Annotated in this window: 16 protein-coding genes; 3 read left to right on the forward strand and 13 right to left on the reverse strand. The window is 57.2% G+C overall.

Going from position 1 to position 15347, the window contains the following annotated elements:
- Positions 1–12 precede the first annotated feature (12 nt).
- The 8 genes from PDR5_RS28925 to mnmG all read right to left on the reverse strand — a co-directional run bounded on the left by PDR5_RS28925 (position 13) and on the right by mnmG (position 6612).
- Complete coding sequence (locus PDR5_RS28925; protein ID WP_007954149.1) at positions 13–483, reverse strand: F0F1 ATP synthase subunit B; 471 nt, start codon at positions 481–483, stop codon at positions 13–15.
- Positions 484–540: 57 nt separating this feature from the next.
- Positions 541–798: a F0F1 ATP synthase subunit C gene (gene atpE / locus PDR5_RS28930; RefSeq protein WP_003097235.1), complete on the reverse strand. Its 258-nt coding sequence runs from the start codon at positions 796–798 to the stop codon at positions 541–543.
- Between the two features lie 134 nt (positions 799–932).
- Positions 933–1802, reverse strand: coding sequence for a F0F1 ATP synthase subunit A (gene atpB, locus PDR5_RS28935; RefSeq protein WP_039764981.1), 870 nt, complete (start codon positions 1800–1802; stop codon positions 933–935).
- 16 nt (positions 1803–1818) lie between these two features.
- On the reverse strand, positions 1819–2226 hold the full coding sequence (locus PDR5_RS28940) for a F0F1 ATP synthase subunit I (RefSeq protein WP_003229783.1): 408 nt from the start codon (positions 2224–2226) through the stop codon (positions 1819–1821).
- Positions 2227–2374: 148 nt separating this feature from the next.
- Positions 2375–3247 carry a ParB/RepB/Spo0J family partition protein gene (locus PDR5_RS28945; RefSeq protein WP_064600630.1) on the reverse strand — a complete coding sequence of 291 codons (873 nt, stop codon included), beginning with the start codon at positions 3245–3247 and terminating at the stop codon, positions 2375–2377.
- Positions 3248–3256: 9 nt separating this feature from the next.
- On the reverse strand, positions 3257–4054 hold the full coding sequence (locus tag PDR5_RS28950; protein ID WP_039764974.1) for a ParA family protein: 798 nt from the start codon (positions 4052–4054) through the stop codon (positions 3257–3259).
- Between the two features lie 18 nt (positions 4055–4072).
- The gene (rsmG, locus tag PDR5_RS28955; RefSeq protein WP_007911906.1) at positions 4073–4717 is read right to left on the reverse strand and encodes a 16S rRNA (guanine(527)-N(7))-methyltransferase RsmG; all 645 of its coding nucleotides are present in this window, start codon (positions 4715–4717) and stop codon (positions 4073–4075) included.
- On the reverse strand, positions 4714–6612 hold the full coding sequence (gene mnmG / locus PDR5_RS28960; RefSeq protein ID WP_064600632.1) for a tRNA uridine-5-carboxymethylaminomethyl(34) synthesis enzyme MnmG: 1899 nt from the start codon (positions 6610–6612) through the stop codon (positions 4714–4716). Before mnmG ends, rsmG begins: the two co-directional genes overlap by 4 nt.
- A gap of 571 nt (positions 6613–7183) precedes the next feature.
- Between mnmG and PDR5_RS28970 the strand changes: the two genes are divergently transcribed.
- From PDR5_RS28970 to PDR5_RS28980, 3 genes are all read left to right on the forward strand, one after another.
- A complete protein-coding gene (locus PDR5_RS28970) occupies positions 7184–7690 on the forward strand; it encodes a sigma-70 family RNA polymerase sigma factor (protein ID WP_064600636.1) in 507 nt (168 codons plus the stop codon).
- Complete coding sequence (locus tag PDR5_RS28975) at positions 7690–8637, forward strand: FecR domain-containing protein (RefSeq protein ID WP_064600638.1); 948 nt, start codon at positions 7690–7692, stop codon at positions 8635–8637. The genes PDR5_RS28970 and PDR5_RS28975 overlap by 1 nt, the downstream gene beginning before the upstream one ends.
- Positions 8638–8757: 120 nt before the next feature.
- Positions 8758–11193 carry a TonB-dependent siderophore receptor gene (locus PDR5_RS28980; RefSeq protein WP_064600640.1) on the forward strand — a complete coding sequence of 812 codons (2436 nt, stop codon included), beginning with the start codon at positions 8758–8760 and terminating at the stop codon, positions 11191–11193.
- A gap of 43 nt (positions 11194–11236) precedes the next feature.
- On the opposite strand, the gene mnmE is transcribed toward PDR5_RS28980, so the two are convergent.
- The 5 genes from mnmE to rpmH form a co-directional block, all read right to left on the reverse strand.
- Positions 11237–12607 carry a tRNA uridine-5-carboxymethylaminomethyl(34) synthesis GTPase MnmE gene (mnmE, locus tag PDR5_RS28985; protein ID WP_064600643.1) on the reverse strand — a complete coding sequence of 457 codons (1371 nt, stop codon included), beginning with the start codon at positions 12605–12607 and terminating at the stop codon, positions 11237–11239.
- Positions 12608–12688: 81 nt separating this feature from the next.
- A complete protein-coding gene (yidC, locus tag PDR5_RS28990) occupies positions 12689–14371 on the reverse strand; it encodes a membrane protein insertase YidC (RefSeq protein WP_064600645.1) in 1683 nt (560 codons plus the stop codon).
- A 2-nt stretch (positions 14372–14373) separates the two neighbouring features.
- On the reverse strand, positions 14374–14619 hold the full coding sequence (gene yidD, locus PDR5_RS29575; RefSeq protein ID WP_010465488.1) for a membrane protein insertion efficiency factor YidD: 246 nt from the start codon (positions 14617–14619) through the stop codon (positions 14374–14376).
- A complete protein-coding gene (gene rnpA, locus PDR5_RS29580) occupies positions 14612–15013 on the reverse strand; it encodes a ribonuclease P protein component (protein ID WP_011336726.1) in 402 nt (133 codons plus the stop codon). Before rnpA ends, yidD begins: the two co-directional genes overlap by 8 nt.
- A gap of 16 nt (positions 15014–15029) precedes the next feature.
- The gene (gene rpmH / locus PDR5_RS29585; RefSeq protein WP_003213577.1) at positions 15030–15164 is read right to left on the reverse strand and encodes a 50S ribosomal protein L34; all 135 of its coding nucleotides are present in this window, start codon (positions 15162–15164) and stop codon (positions 15030–15032) included.
- Positions 15165–15347 lie beyond the last annotated feature (183 nt).

Genomic DNA, 15347 nt, shown 5'->3' on the forward strand with positions numbered 1-15347 from the left:
GATCGCCCTCGCTTAGATTTCAGCAGCCAGTTGGTTAACCAGCTCTGCGTGCGCGTTTTGATCGATTGTGGCACCCAGGATCTTCTCGGCGCCGCCGACAGCCAGCAAGCCCACTTGGGCGCGCAGCTTGTCTTTGACACTGTTCAGTTCCTGTTCGATCTCGGCTTGAGCCTGAACCTTCACACGGTCAGCGTCGACGCGGGCCTTTTCAACGGCCTCTTCGACAATCTGGTTACCGCGTTTCTTGGCTTGCTCGATGATTTCAGCTGCCTGAGCTTTCGCTTCGCGCAGTTGCTGACCCGCTTTCTCTTGGGCCAACTCCAGGTCGCGAGCTGCACGGCTGGCAGCGTCCAGACCATCAGCGATCTTCTTTTGACGTTCGTGCAGAGCCGCGATGACCGGAGGCCATACGAACTTCATGCAGAACAGTACAAAAATCAGGAACGCAACGGACTGGCCAATCAGGGTCGCATTAATGTTCACGCCAACACCTCGCAGTTACGTTGTCCATCACACCAAATCACTCGGAGATCCGAATGATTAGCCAGCGATCTGACCAACGAACGGGTTCGCAAAGGTGAAGAACAGAGCGATACCAACACCGATCATGGTTACGGCGTCGAGCAGACCGGCAACGATGAACATTTTAACTTGCAGCATTGGAACCATTTCTGGCTGACGCGCTGCGCCTTCCAGGAACTTGCCGCCCAGCAGGCCGAAACCAATTGCGGTACCCAGTGCGCCCAGGCCGATCAACAGTGCAACAGCGATAGCGGTTAGACCAACTACAGTTTCCATCTTTCCTCCCGACTTTTACGTCGTATGGTTTAGGTTTTTTAGATTAAAGCGGTAAAACAAATCGTTTCATGGTGCCCCGTGAGGAGCCCCTTCCCGTTTGACCGGGAAGGACATCAGACTAGTCGAGACTGGTCTTAATGGTTTTCTTCGTGCGCCATCGACAGGTAGACGATGGTCAGCATCATGAAGATGAACGCCTGCAGGGTAATGATCAGGATGTGGAACACAGCCCACGCCCACTGCAGGACAACGCCCAGGCCGCTGAGCCAGAGCAGGCCGCTGCCGAACATCACAGCGATCAGGATGAACACCAGCTCGCCGGCATACATGTTGCCGAACAGACGCAGAGCCAGAGAGATCGGTTTGGCGATCAGGGTCACGAATTCCAGCAGGAAGTTCACCGGGATCAGCAGGGCCTGAACGAAGATGTTCTTGCTGCCGAACGGGTGCAGGGTCAGTTCGCCGATGAAACCGCCGATGCCCTTGACCTTGATGCTATAGAAAATGATCAGTGCGAAAACCGAGAACGCCATGCCCAGGGTCGCGTTCGGGTCGGTCGTCGACACGGCGCGGAACGGGATGTGGTGGTCGCCGGAGATCAGGATGGCCAGCTGAGGAATCCAGTCGACCGGTACCAGGTCGACGGCGTTCATCAGGAACACCCAAACGAAGATGGTCAGTGCCAGCGGTGCGATCACCGGGCTACGGCCATGGAAGCTGTCTTTCACGCTGCCATCGACGAATTCGACCAGGACTTCAACGAAGTTCTGCAGTGCACCCGGCTGACCGGAAGTCGCCTTCTTGGCCGCCATGCGGAAAAGAATGACGAAGATCAGACCCAGCGCGACCGACCAGCCGAGGGTATCGACGTGGAAAGCCCAGAAGCCCATTTCCTTGGCTTCTGCTGCGGTGTGGGCAAAGCCCCAGCCGCCGTTGGGTAGCTGACCGAAGGTCAGGTTCTGCAAGTGGTGCTGGATATAGCCCGAAGCGGTTGTTTCTGCCATGGTTGCCTCAAACGCCCTAAGGTCTCGAAAGTCTTGTTCTCATCAGCAGGGGAGCGAACCAGCTGACCGACTGAGTCAGCACGAAGGCGCCGAATACAGCGATCGGCGCCAGTGGCTTCACACCTGCAAACACCAGTGCAAACAGCACTGCCGTCAAAATCAGTTTGCCTGCCTCGCCGGCATAGAAAGACCGGACGATGGACTGGGCTGCTCGGGCGCCGGAAAACCGAAATGCCTTGTGAGCGAAATAAACATTGGGCAGCAAGGCTATCAGGCCTCCGCAAAGTCCCGAGTATCCGGCAACGACTCCGTGCCATTGCCAGAGCGCCAAAGCGGCAATGAGCAAAATGACAAATTGAGCCATTAACACCGGAAAAACCGCCAGGCGATGGAACGGCAGGCGGTTTGGCTTGCGGGTTTCCATCACTATTGCTCTCCAATGGCCGGCTGCCGAAATTCAATAACTTGGCATAATTTGTGCCGACAAAATGCGCGCAGAGTATAGGGGCGGTTCTGCCCCTATTCAACTGTCAGGTAGTGATTTCCGACTGCGCGCTACAAGAGGAATTGTTTCAGCGGATGTGTGCGAGCACACCTTGAAGCTCATCGAGGGAGTTGTAACCGATCACCAGCTGCCCCTTGCCCTTCTTCCCGTGACGGATCTGCACCGCAGAGCCCAGGCGCTCGGCCAGACGCTGTTCGAGGCGGGCGATATCCGGGTCGGGTTTGGACGGTTCGACCGGCTCCGGTTTGCCACTCAACCATTGGCGAACCAGTGCCTCAGTTTGGCGCACGGTGAGACCGCGTGCGACAACATGTCGCGCCCCTTCCACCTGCTGATTGTCCGGCAGACCAAGCAATGCACGGGCATGACCCATCTCCAGGTCGCCATGGGACAGCATGGTCTTGATGACTTCCGGCAGCGCAATCAGGCGCAACAGATTGGCCACGGTGACGCGGGACTTACCCACAGCCTCGGCAACCTGTTGCTGAGTGAGCTGGAATTCCTGCTGCAAGCGCTGCAGGGCTACCGCCTCTTCAATCGGGTTCAGGTCTTCGCGCTGGATGTTCTCGATCAGCGCAATGGCGATTGCCGTTTCATCCGGCACATCACGCACCATCGCCGGGATGGTTTCCTGCCCGGCTTGTTGACTCGCGCGCCAGCGGCGTTCGCCGGCAATGATTTCAAAGCGCCCCCCACCAATCGGGCGAACCACGATCGGCTGCATCACGCCCTGGGCCTTGATCGACTGCGCCAGCTCTTCCAGCGCCTGCGGATCCATGTCCCGGCGTGGCTGATACTTGCCGCGCTGCAGCAGGTCCAGCGGCAGGTGCTGCAACTCGCGGCTGTCAGCCTGCGCCGCTTGTTCTTCCAGCGAGCTGACAGTCGGACCGCTCAACAGCGCATCCAGTCCTCGTCCGAGACCTCGTTTCTTGACGGCCATGGGGATTCCTTAAGTTGGCTGGGCAGCGGCAGTGCGTGAATTTTTGCGCTGACGGCGAACCATCTCGCCCGCCAGGGCCAGATAGGCCAGCGCGCCACGCGATTGCTTGTCGTAGGCCAGCGCCGGCATGCCGTAGCTCGGTGCTTCGGCCAGACGAATGTTGCGCGGGATCACCGTGTCGTACAGCTGATCGCCGAAGTGTTCCTTGAGCTGGGCTGAAACGTCGTTCATCAGGCTCAGACGCGGGTCGTACATGGTCCGCAACAGGCCTTCGACTTTCAGGTTCGGGTTCAGCAGTTCAGCGATGCGCTTGATGTTATCCACAAGGTCGCTCAGACCTTCGAGCGCAAAGTACTCGCACTGCATGGGGATAATGACCCCGTCAGCGGCGACCAGCGCGTTCAGCGTGAGCATCGACAGTGAAGGCGGGCAGTCGATCAGAATGTAATCGTAGTTCTCGCGGATCGGCGCCAGCGCGCTGCGCAGACGGCTTTCCTTCATCTGCATTTCCAGCAGCACCACTTCGGCCGCCGTCAGGTCGCGGTTGGCCGGCAGCAGTTGATAGCCGCCATGTTCGGAGTAGTGCATCGCCTGGGCCAGATCGCATTCGCCGATCAGCAGGTCGTAGACCGAGTTTTCCAAGCCATGCTTATCCACACCGCTACCCATGGTGGCGTTGCCCTGTGGATCGAGATCGATCAACAGCACCCGGCGCTTGGTCGCGACCAGGGATGCTGCGAGGTTGATGCAGGTGGTGGTCTTGCCCACACCACCCTTCTGGTTCGCTATCGCGAATACCTTAGCCATTCTTGCTTGTGTTCCCAATCATGCCGTGCGGCGCAGTATCAGCAGATGGCGTTGGCCTTGGCAACCGGGTACGGCCAGGGCGTGTTCGCTATCGAGTTTGAAGTCTGCCGGCAATGCTACCAGCTCATCCGCCGGATGGACGCCCTTCATTGCCAGCCAGCGCGTATCGGCGTCGCCGAGGTGGCGAGTCCAGTTGGTGAAGTTCTCCATGCTGCTGAACGCCCGGGAAATGATCCCGTTGAACGGCTGTGCAGGCTGGAAGGCTTCGACGCGACTGTGGATAACTTGCAGGTTATCCAGTTTAAGTTCGAGTTTGACCTGGGTCAGGAAGCGGGTTTTCTTGCCGTTGCTGTCCAGACAGGTCACCTGCGAGTCCGGATACAGGATCGCCAGAGGGATCCCCGGCATTCCGCCGCCGCTGCCGACATCCAGCCAGCGCCCATTTTCGATGAACGACATCACGCTCAGGCTATCGAGCAAATGACGGGAAACCATTTCGTCCGGATCGCGAACGGCAGTCAGGTTGTAGGCCTGGTTCCATTTGATCAACAGGGCCAGATAACCCAGCAGCAGTTCGTGCTGGGTTTCAGTGAGATTGACACCGAGCTCGCGGGCTCCTGTGGATAACTCTTCGGCGTGTTGCGAAGTGACCTTAGAACTCAAGCGCTTTGCTCCAACTGACGGCCCGCGCCGCGTTTTTTCAAATGAATCATCAACAGCGAGATCGCTGCCGGGGTCACACCGGGGATCCGCGAAGCCTGGCCCAGCGTCTCGGGACGCGTGGCACCCAGCTTGCTCTGGATCTCCTTGGAGAGACCGGAAATGTTGGCGTAATCGATATCCACAGGCAGTTTCGTGTCTTCACTGGCACGCAGACGGGCGATTTCGTCCTGTTGGCGATCGATGTAACCGGCGTATTTGGTCTTGATCTCGACCTGTTCGGCGACCTGTGGATCTTCGGCGCCCTGCCCGGTCACTTCGACCAGACCAGCGTAGTCGATTTCCGGACGGCTCAAGAGATTGAGCAAGTTGTATTCGTGAGTCAGCGGCGTGCCGAATTTGTCGGCAATCGCATCGCCCTGCGGGGTGCCCGGGCGAACCCAGGTGCTTTTCAGGCGTTGCTCTTCGATTTCGATGCTTTCGCGTTTCTTGCAGAACGCTGCCCAGCGCGCGTCATCGACCAGGCCCAGTTCGCGACCTTTTTCGGTCAGACGCAGGTCGGCGTTGTCCTCACGCAGGATCAGACGGTACTCGGCACGGGAAGTGAACATGCGGTACGGCTCTTGGGTACCGAGGGTGATCAGGTCGTCGACCAATACCCCAATGTAGGCTTCGTCGCGACGCGGGCACCAGGCTTCTTTGCCTTTCGCACGCAATGCAGCGTTGGCACCGGCGAGCAAACCCTGTGCACCGGCTTCTTCGTAACCGGTGGTGCCGTTGATCTGGCCAGCGAAGAACAGACCGCCGATCACCTTGGTTTCCAGGCTGTACTTCAGGTCGCGCGGATCGAAGTAGTCGTACTCGATCGCATAACCCGGACGCACGATGTGCGCGTTTTCCATGCCGCGGATCGATTGCACGATCTGCAATTGCACGTCGAACGGCAAGCTTGTGGATATCCCGTTCGGATACAGCTCATGGGTGGTCAGGCCTTCCGGCTCGATGAACACCTGATGGCTTTCCTTGTCGGCAAATCGGTGAATCTTGTCTTCGATCGACGGGCAATAACGCGGACCAATGCCTTCGATTTCGCCTGCAGCGGAATACATCGGCGAGCGATCGAGGTTCGCGGCAATGATTTCGTGGGTGCGGGCGTTGGTGTGGGTAATCCAGCAACTGACTTGCCGTGGATGCTGTTCCTTGTTGCCCATGAACGACATCACCGGGATCGGCGTATCACCTGGCTGCTCGGTCATCACCGAGAAATCCACAGACTTGCCGTCGATACGCGGTGGCGTACCGGTTTTCAGGCGACCGACACGCAGCGGCAGTTCACGCAGACGATGCGCCAGGGCGATCGACGGTGGATCACCGGCGCGACCGCCGGAAAAATTCTGCAAGCCGATGTGGATAAGTCCGCCGAGGAACGTACCAGTGGTCAACACCACGGAATCGGCGAAGAAACGCAGACCCATTTGCGTGACAACACCGCGTACCTGTTCCTGCTCGACGATCAGGTCGTCAGCGGCTTGTTGAAATATCCACAGGTTCGGCTGGTTTTCCAGTATTTCGCGGACAGCGGCTTTGTACAAAATCCGGTCGGCTTGCGCACGGGTTGCCCGTACGGCCGGGCCTTTGCGGCTGTTCAACACGCGAAACTGGATACCGCCCAGATCGGTGGCCATGGCCATCGCGCCGCCGAGGGCGTCGATTTCCTTGACCAGATGGCTTTTGCCAATGCCGCCGATGGCCGGGTTGCAACTCATGGCACCGAGGGTTTCCACGTTGTGCGTCAGCAGAAGGGTTTTTGCACCCATGCGTGCTGAGGCCAGTGCTGCCTCGGTACCGGCATGACCGCCGCCGATGACGATCACTTCAAAACGGGAAGGGAAATCCACCACGCACCTCGTGCCTGCTTAAGTAGGTAATTCAGGAATAGTTTGAGATCAGGTTTCTGGACCTGGTCGGCAAGTATAGGGACTTCGCCCTTCCTAAAGAACCCTTTGCACAAACTTTAACCAGCTGTGGAGAACTTGCGGTTAAAAAAATAAAAAAGAGAGAAATTTATAAAACCTTTGTTTTAAAGCTTATTCTTACTGCCCATGATATCTGTGGATAGATTTCTACAGGCCTTTATTTTCAATGTGTACAGAGATTCAAAACCCTGTGGCCATGTCGCCATGAGGCCCTTGGATAACCGGTGTAAGCCTGTGGATGAATGGGGTGGTTATCCACAGAGGCAGTTATGTTCAGCTTTCAGGTCCTGTTATCAACTGCCCTCAGTGGCAGTTATTCACAGGGCTTAATCCACAGAAAATCGACGAAACGGCTTTTCCAGGGCGCCATAAAAGCGCCTGTCCGGGGGCAGGTGACGGTGGAGAAGCTGATGGAGGGAAGTGACAGGGCTATTGTGAGAGAACGTAACAGAGGCTAATAATAGCCATTATCATTAACTCACCAGTTGCTCCCATGTCCCTACCCGCCCATAACGCTGCGATCGAGCAAATCTACGAGCAACACCATTCGTGGCTATATGGTTGGCTGAAGGGAAAATTGCATGACGCCTGCGATGCGGCCGATGTCGCGCATGACACGTTTGTGCGGATCCTGGCCGCCCGCAATGCGGCTCAGATTCGCGAACCTCGGGATTATCTGGCCACCGTTGCACGCGGCCTGGTCATTGATCGGTATAGAAGACGCGCGATCGAGGCCGCGTATTTGCAGACCCTCGCCGCCAGATCTGAAGCCACGGCCATCAGCGAAGAAGACAAGGCGCTGATCATCGAAACCCTGGTTGCTGTGGATAAAGCCTTGGCCGGTCTTGGCGCACGAACCCAGCGGATCTTCATGCTTTCGCAGATCGATGGGCTGACTTATCAACAGATCGCCGTGCAGTTGAAGGTGTCGCTGACAACAGTGAAGAAGCACATGATCCGCGCTTTGACGGAATGTGCCCTGATCATGGCGCAGCGTTGATGGCCATCGCACCCAGCCGCAAGATTTTCGAAACCGCCGCCAGTTGGTACGTGCAGTTTCAAGCCGACCCGCCGACCCTCACCGAACAGAAAGCCTGGCAACTGTGGATAGATAGTGATCCAGCGCATCTGGCGGCGTGGAATCAGATGGAACAACTACAGCGTCACCTCGGCACCCTGCCGCAGGATTTGAAACGTCGTGCGCTGAATACCGGCCAGCAACGGCGCCAGGTACTGAAGTTGTTGTTGCTCGCCGCAGGAACGGGTTTCGTTGGCTGGAATGTTCAGCAGCGTACCTCCCTTGGCGATGTCTGGGCCGACTATAAAACCGGCGTCGGTCAGCGCCGCAACATTACATTGGCCGATGGCAGCCAGATTCAGCTCAATACCGGTACAGCGATTGATGTGTCTTTTGACGCAGCCCAGCGACTGATCCGTTTACGCTCTGGAGAGATCCTGATTCAAACCGGCAAGCTCGGTGATCAACGGCCTTTTTTCGTCGAAACCCGCAATGGCCGGATTCAAGCGCTGGGTACCCGATTCTCTGTACATCAGTTGTCGGTTTCTACCCGTGTGGGTGTGCTGGAAGACCGGGTCAGCGTCCAGCCCGCCGACCTGTCGACAACCGCAATCATCCTGAAGGCGGGCGAAGGCGCCGACTTCGATGGTCGGCACATCGGGTTGATTCATCCTTTCAAATCCTCGGAAGTAGCGTGGACCAACGGTCAGTTGATTGTGCTCAATGCCCGGTTGGGCGAGGTGATCGACGAGTTGGGGCGCTATCGCAGCGGTGTTTTGCATTGCGATACCCGCGCACGGGATCTTCGGGTTTCCGGCACCTTTCGTCTCGACTCCACCGACGCAGTGCTGGCCAATCTTCAGGCGTCCCTGCCGATAAAGGTCCGCTACTTCACCCGTTACTGGGTTTCGATCAGTCACGACGCTTGAGCGAAAAAATACCTGGGGAAAAATAATTGAACACAAGGGTTATCTTTTTTTGCCCTGACCCGGCCCTACAGGTAATCGCGATAAACGCGGCTCTTTGCCACTTTCAGGGCTTATCCACACATGCGTCTTCCCACGTTCCGTCAGCGTTTTTCCCACCACTGCATTGCCTACAGCTTACTGATCACCAGTGCTGCGTCCTGCCTGGTCATCACCGATGACGCCTTCGCTGCGACAGCAGCTCAGCGGTACGCCATTGCTGCGGGACCGCTCGATACCGCCCTGAGCCAGTTCGCCTCTGCCGCGAATGTGATTCTGTCGTTCTCGCCGCAACAGACCAGCCGTTTGCGCAGCGCCGGGCTGAACGGCAACTTCAGCGTGGAACAAGGGTTTGCCCAACTGCTGCAGGGGTCGGGATTGCAAGCCGTGCCACAGGCGCCGGGAAGCTACATTCTGCAGGCACTGCCAAACGGCGATTCGCTGGAGCTAGCACCGACCAATATTAATGGTCAGCTGGCCAACCCGATGAACCTGGATTACGCCGACGACGTCGGTTACAAGGCGCAGAACAGTCGGGTCGGTACGAAAACCAGTACGCCGTTGTCGCAAACACCACGTTCCGTGTCAGTCGTAACCGCCCAACGCATGAAGGATCAGAAATCTCAGACACTCACCGAAGTACTTGGCTACGTACCGGGGATCTTTGCGCCACCGTTTGCCGCCGGCGACAGTCTGGCGGGGGATCTGTTCTACATTCGCGGTTTCAACGCCACCGATTACGGCTACGGTCTGTTGCGTGATGGACTACGCGTACAGGGCAACCGGTATGACACCAGCACCGAGCCTTATGGCCTTGAGCGAGTGGAGGTTTTCCGCGGCCCTTCTTCGCTGCTTTATGGGGAAAACGCACCGGGCGGGCTGGTGAATCTGGTGAGCAAACGTCCTACCGCTGTACCCCGGGGTGAAGTGCAACTGAGCTATGGCTCGAACAATCGCCGGCAGGTCGGCGTCGATGTCGCCGGTCCGCTCAACGACAGCGGCAACATTCTCGGGCGGGTGGTGATGCTCGGACGTAAATCGGACACCCAGACCGATCATGTCCCCGATGACCGGATTTACATCGCGCCATCCCTGACCCTGAATTTTGACGACTTCAACACCCTGACCCTGCTGGCCAACTACCAGAAGGATCACACCAACATGGAACTTGGCCTGCCGGCCGCCGGGACTCTGCTGACAAACCCTAACGGCAAGTTATCCAAAGGCACCATGCTCGGTGACCCGGACTGGAACACGTTCGAAAGGGAAACGTGGAGCACTGGCTATGAATTCAGCCACTCGTTCAACGATGACTGGCAGTTCCGTCAGAACTCTCGCTACATGCAGTCGCGCATCACCCGACATGAAACCTGGCCGGGCAACCTTAACAACGCCGGGTTCGGCACGCGTCTGAACATGACCGCCTACGATCGCTTCAATAAGTCGATGGTGTACTCGCTGGATAACCAATTGGAGGGCAAATTCCAGGTCGGTGGCCTGGAGAATACGGTGCTGGTCGGCGCCAGCTATGATCGTACCTCCTTCAATCAGGACTGGAATGCAGGGCTGGTCGGGTCGATTGATGTGTATAACCCCGTCTACCTGCGCGATCCGACCACGCCGATCGCGGTGCAAAACACCTTGCTCGAACAACAGATGAAAGGTGTTTATGCACAGATCCAGAGCAAATACGACCGCTGGCTGTTCCTGCTCGGTGGTCGTCAGGACTGGGTCGACAGTGATTTCCGCGACAAGGTGGCCCGCTCCAGCGACATCAGTTCCGAGGACAAGAAGTTCACCTATCAGGGCGGAGTGATGTACCAGTTCGACAACGGTATGACGCCGTATGTCAGCTATTCCACCTCGTTCGTGCCGGTGCAACAGATCTCCAACGCCGGCGCGCCTCTCGATCCGATCACCAGCAGCCAGTACGAAGTGGGTCTCAAGTACGAACCGATCGGCTGGGACACCGCATTCACGGCGTCGGTGTATGACCTGCGCAAAAAGGACGACACCTACTTCGATGCCACGACGTCGAGTTACCGTCAGGTGGGCGAAAGCCGTTCCAAAGGTGTAGAACTTGAACTCAACAGCAATCTGACACAGAACCTGAATCTCACTGCGGCCTACACCTATACCGACGCCCGAATCACCAAAGACGCGACGACATCATTGGTCAAAGGCCACCAGATGACGGGAGTCCCGCGTAATCAGGCCTCGGTTTGGGCCAAATACCGCTTCCTTGATGGCGATCTGAAAGGATTGTACGTAGGGGGTGGTGTGCGTTACTTCGACAGTGCGTTCGCCTACACCTCGCCTTCGCTATACGGAAAGCTGGACGCCGGCGATGTGACGTTGGTGGATGCGGCGATCGGTTATCAGATCGACACGCACTGGAGCGTCGACCTGAACGCGAAGAACCTGTTCGACAAGGAATATGTGTCTGGATGCAACGATGCCGGCCGCTGCTACTGGGGCGAGGACCGCACCTTGCTCGGTACGGTTTCTTATAACTGGTAAGACAAAAAAGGGGCTGTGGATAAAATGTCCACAGCCCATTTTGTCATTTGCCGATACAGAAGCTGGAAAAGATCCTTCCCAGCAGATCATCGGAACTGAAGGCCCCGGTTATTTCACCCAGAGAATGCTGGGCCTGACGCAAATCCTCAGCGAGCAATTCGCCAGCGCCCGCCAGCGTCAGCTGGGCGCGACCGTGTTCCAACGCCGCACTGGCGTGACGCAAGGCCTCCAGATGCCGGCGCCGCGCACTGAAGCTGCTTTCCGAGGTTTGCTCGTAACCCATACAGGCCTTGAGGTGATCACGCAGCAGATCCAGCCCCTCTCCCGCAGATTTGGCGCTCAGGCTGATCGTCACGTGGCCATCGTCACTGACTTCCAGGGCAATGGCTTCGCCAGTCAGATCGGCTTTGTTCCGGATCAATGTGACCTTCGCCGGATCCGGCCGGGTTTCGAGGAATTCCGGCCACAAGGCGAACGGATCGGCGGCCTCTGGCGCAGTGGCGTCGACTACCAGCAGCACTCGGTCAGCCTCGCCAATGGCTTTCAATGCTCGTTCAACGCCGATTTTTTCCACATGGTCATCGGTATCGCGCAGACCGGCGGTGTCCACAACGTGCAGCGGCATGCCGTCAATGTGGATATGTTCGCGCAGGATATCCCGGGTGGTGCCGGCGATTTCGGTCACGATCGCGGCTTCACGACCGGCCAGAGCGTTGAGCAGGCTGGATTTGCCGGCATTCGGACGACCGGCGATCACCACGGTCATGCCGTCCCGCAGCAACGCGCCCTGCCCGGCTTCACGCAATACGGTGGATAACTCGTCGCGCACCTTGTCCAGCATGCTCAGGACATGGCCATCGGCAAGGAAGTCGATTTCTTCTTCCGGAAAGTCGATGGCCGCTTCGACATAGATCCGCAGACCGATCAGCTGTTCGGTGAGGTTATGCACACGTTGGGAAAATGCCCCCTGCAGAGAGCGCAGGGCATTGCGCGCAGCCTGTGCAGAACTGGCTTCGATCAGGTCGGCGATCGCCTCGGCCTGAGCCAGGTCGAGTTTGTCATTGAGGAATGCTCTTTCGCTGAACTCTCCAGGACGGGCCAGACGGCAGCCCAGTTCCAGGCAACGCTTGAGCAGCATGTCCAGAACGATCGGGCCGCCGTGGCCCTGCAGTTCCAGTACGTCCTCGCCGGTGAACGAGTTCGGCCCGGGGAAATACAGCGCCAGACCTTCATCCAGCACCTGTTGATCGTCAGTTAAGAACGGGCCGTAGTGGGCAAATCGTGGTTTCAGTTCACGGCCGCTGATGGCTTTGGCAGCAACGCTGGCCAGCGGCCCGGAAATTCGAACGATGCCCACACCACCACGGCCTTGGGCGGTGGCGACAGCTGCGATGGTTTCACGAGGTGCGCTCATAAACCGGTATCCAGACAAAAATGGCAGATAGCAAAACGCCCCACTAGGGGGCGTTTTGAGTGGTGTTATCCACAGAGTAAGTTACGCCTCGGCTTTTTTCGTCGCCGCTTCGATCTTACGCGTGATGTACCACTGTTGGGCAATCGACAGGCAGTTGTTCACAACCCAGTACAGCACCAGACCTGCCGGGAACCACAGGAAGAAGAAGGTGAAGATGAGCGGCATCATTTTCATCACCTTGGCCTGCATCGGATCCGGAGGTGTAGGGTTCAGACGCTGCTGGATGAACATGGTCGCGCCCATGATGATCGGCAGGATGAAGAACGGATCCTTGATCGACAGGTCGGTAATCCACAGCATGAATGGCGCCTGGCGCATTTCCACGCTTTCCAGCAGAACCCAGTACAGGGAAAGGAAAACCGGCATCTGCACCAGGATCGGCAAGCAGCCACCCAGCGGATTGATCTTCTCTTTCTTGTACAGCTCCATCATGGCTTGCGACATTTTCTGCCGGTCATCGCCATGTTGCTCTTTCAGTGCAGCCAGTTTCGGAGCCACGGCGCGCATGCGGGCCATCGACTTGTAGCTGGCGGCCGACAGAGGGAAGAAGATCCCTTTGATCAGCATGGTCAGGAAGATGATCGACCAGCCCCAGTTGCCGACGATGCTGTGGATATGTTGCAGCAGCCAGAAGATTGGCTGGGCAATGAACCACAGAATGCCGTAGTCGACAGTCAGTTCCAGACCTGGGGACAACTCTTTCAGCACCGCCTGGCTTTTCGGACCGGCGTAAAGAACAGCGCTGGTCTCGACTTTCGCACCCGGTGCAGCGGTCAACGAAGGACCGGTGTAACCGATGATGTAGTTGCCTTTGCTGTCTTTACGGGTCTGGACGATGTTGTTTTCGCCCTTCGGAGCAACCCATGCAGTCACGAAGTAGTGTTGCAGCCAGGCTACCCAGCCACCGGTGACGGTTTCCTTGAGCTGAGCTTTGTCCATGTCCTTCATGGACACTTTCTTGTACGGCTCGGAACTTGTCCACAGGGCGGCGCCCAGATAAGTCGCGGTACCGGTAGCAGTGGTCGACGAAGGATCGGCGCTGGCGTCGCGTTTCAGCTGGGCGAACATCGAACCGGACCAGGGCTGAGCGCTCTGGTTGTCGATCAGATAGGTCACGGTCACGTCATACAGGCCACGTTTCAGAGTGAAACGCTTGATGTAATTGACGCCGTCCTTGCTGAATTTCAGGTCGACGACCAGTTGGTCCTGACCGTCAGCCAGTTGATAAGTCTTCTTCTCCGAAGAGTAGATCGGGCGGCCGGCCGGGTTTGCATCCGGACCATTGGTGCCAATCAGACCGCTCTGTGCCAGATAGGTACGTTCGCCACCGTTGTCGAACATCTGGAACGGAACGTCCGGACGATCCTGACGACGTGGATACAGCGGCAAGGTCAACTGAGCAACATCACCACCTTGTGGATCGATCGACAGATCGAGCACGTCGGTTTTGATCTGGATCAGATCCTTGCTGGCGGCGACCGGCGTTTCGGCAGGTGCGCTGGTATCGCTTGCGGCGCGCGGAATATCGTCACTGGCGGCAGCGTTATTGCCAGTGGCGGTGTCCGGCAAACCGGATGTAGTCGTACTGGAAGCAACATTCTGAGTCGGCAGGGCAGCCTGGCCATAGTCCTGGTTCCATTTAAGGACCATGACATAGGACACGATTGCCAGGGCGACGATCAGGATCGTGCGTTTGATATCCATGATTACTCGGCCATCGAAGAAGAACGGGAGGTAGGGATAGGTGGAACCGGGTCATAACCACCGGGATTCCACGGATGACAGCGACCTAAACGACGAAAGGTCAGCCAGCCACCGCGCAGAAGGCCATGATTTTCGATGGCTTCATACGCGTAGCAAGAACAACTGGGGTAGAAACGACAGTGACTGGCCATCAGGGGACTAATGGCGTAGCGATAAAACTGGATCGGAACGAGTGCCAGTTTACGCATCTGGACTGTCTACCCCTACAGTTTCGGTTTTGACTGCTGGTACCGGCTTGTTGCGTGCCAGACGTTTCCATAGTTTGCCGAAATGCTGAATCAATTCGGGGTTTTCTACGTCACCCAAACCTTTGCGCGCGACGATAACGATGTCCCAGCCGACCAGTGAATCCTGGTGCAGGCGAAACGATTCGCGCATAAGACGTTTGAGGCGATTGCGCTCGACGGAGAGCTTGACGCTCTTTTTCCCGATAACCAGCCCGAGACGGGGGTGATCGAGATCGTTGTTGCGCGCAAGGAGCAGGAGATTTTTCCCCGGAACCTTGCCGGTAGGGGAGTCAAAGACTGCCTTGAAATGCCGGGGTGTAAGCAGACGCTTTTCCCGACTGAAGTCCTGACTCACCTCCAGTGCCGGATTATCAAACTGCCAGACGTGCGCGGCCTTTGGCGCGACGACGCGACAGTACGGCACGACCGTTCTTGGTAGCCATGCGAGCACGGAAACCGTGGGTACGAGCGCGTTTGATAGTGCTTGGTTGGAAAGTACGTTTCATGTCGTGTTACCTGGTTCGTCCACAACGGGCCGGAATGGCCCCCGTTTTAAGAGACCGGGGATTCTAGAGAAAGCAAGCCAATAGGTCAATTTCCAACCAACGTTTACTTATAAATAGATCTTCAGAGCGTCCAGGACCTGATTACCCGTTTGCCAGAAATAAAAATAAAGAAGGGAATTATTT

This window comes from Pseudomonas sp. DR 5-09, from assembly GCF_001655595.1.
GTDB lineage: Bacteria > Pseudomonadota > Gammaproteobacteria > Pseudomonadales > Pseudomonadaceae > Aquipseudomonas > Aquipseudomonas pharyngis.

What these genes read in the sequence shown, in the direction of transcription:
- rpmH (WP_003213577.1), bottom strand. Translation starts at nt 15,164, where the DNA reads ATGAAACGTACTTTCCAACCAAGCACTATCAAACGCGCTCGTACCCAC.
- PDR5_RS28975 (WP_064600638.1), top strand. Translation starts at nt 7,690, where the DNA reads ATGGCCATCGCACCCAGCCGCAAGATTTTCGAAACCGCCGCCAGTTGG.
- atpB (WP_039764981.1), bottom strand. Translation starts at nt 1,802, where the DNA reads ATGGCAGAAACAACCGCTTCGGGCTATATCCAGCACCACTTGCAGAAC.
- yidC (WP_064600645.1), bottom strand. Translation starts at nt 14,371, where the DNA reads ATGGATATCAAACGCACGATCCTGATCGTCGCCCTGGCAATCGTGTCC.
- PDR5_RS28980 (WP_064600640.1), top strand. Translation starts at nt 8,758, where the DNA reads ATGCGTCTTCCCACGTTCCGTCAGCGTTTTTCCCACCACTGCATTGCC.
- PDR5_RS28950 (WP_039764974.1), bottom strand. Translation starts at nt 4,054, where the DNA reads ATGGCTAAGGTATTCGCGATAGCGAACCAGAAGGGTGGTGTGGGCAAG.
- mnmE (WP_064600643.1), bottom strand. Translation starts at nt 12,607, where the DNA reads ATGAGCGCACCTCGTGAAACCATCGCAGCTGTCGCCACCGCCCAAGGC.
- atpE (WP_003097235.1), bottom strand. Translation starts at nt 798, where the DNA reads ATGGAAACTGTAGTTGGTCTAACCGCTATCGCTGTTGCACTGTTGATC.
- PDR5_RS28940 (WP_003229783.1), bottom strand. Translation starts at nt 2,226, where the DNA reads ATGGAAACCCGCAAGCCAAACCGCCTGCCGTTCCATCGCCTGGCGGTT.
- yidD (WP_010465488.1), bottom strand. Translation starts at nt 14,619, where the DNA reads ATGCGTAAACTGGCACTCGTTCCGATCCAGTTTTATCGCTACGCCATT.
- PDR5_RS28945 (WP_064600630.1), bottom strand. Translation starts at nt 3,247, where the DNA reads ATGGCCGTCAAGAAACGAGGTCTCGGACGAGGACTGGATGCGCTGTTG.
- PDR5_RS28970 (WP_064600636.1), top strand. Translation starts at nt 7,184, where the DNA reads ATGTCCCTACCCGCCCATAACGCTGCGATCGAGCAAATCTACGAGCAA.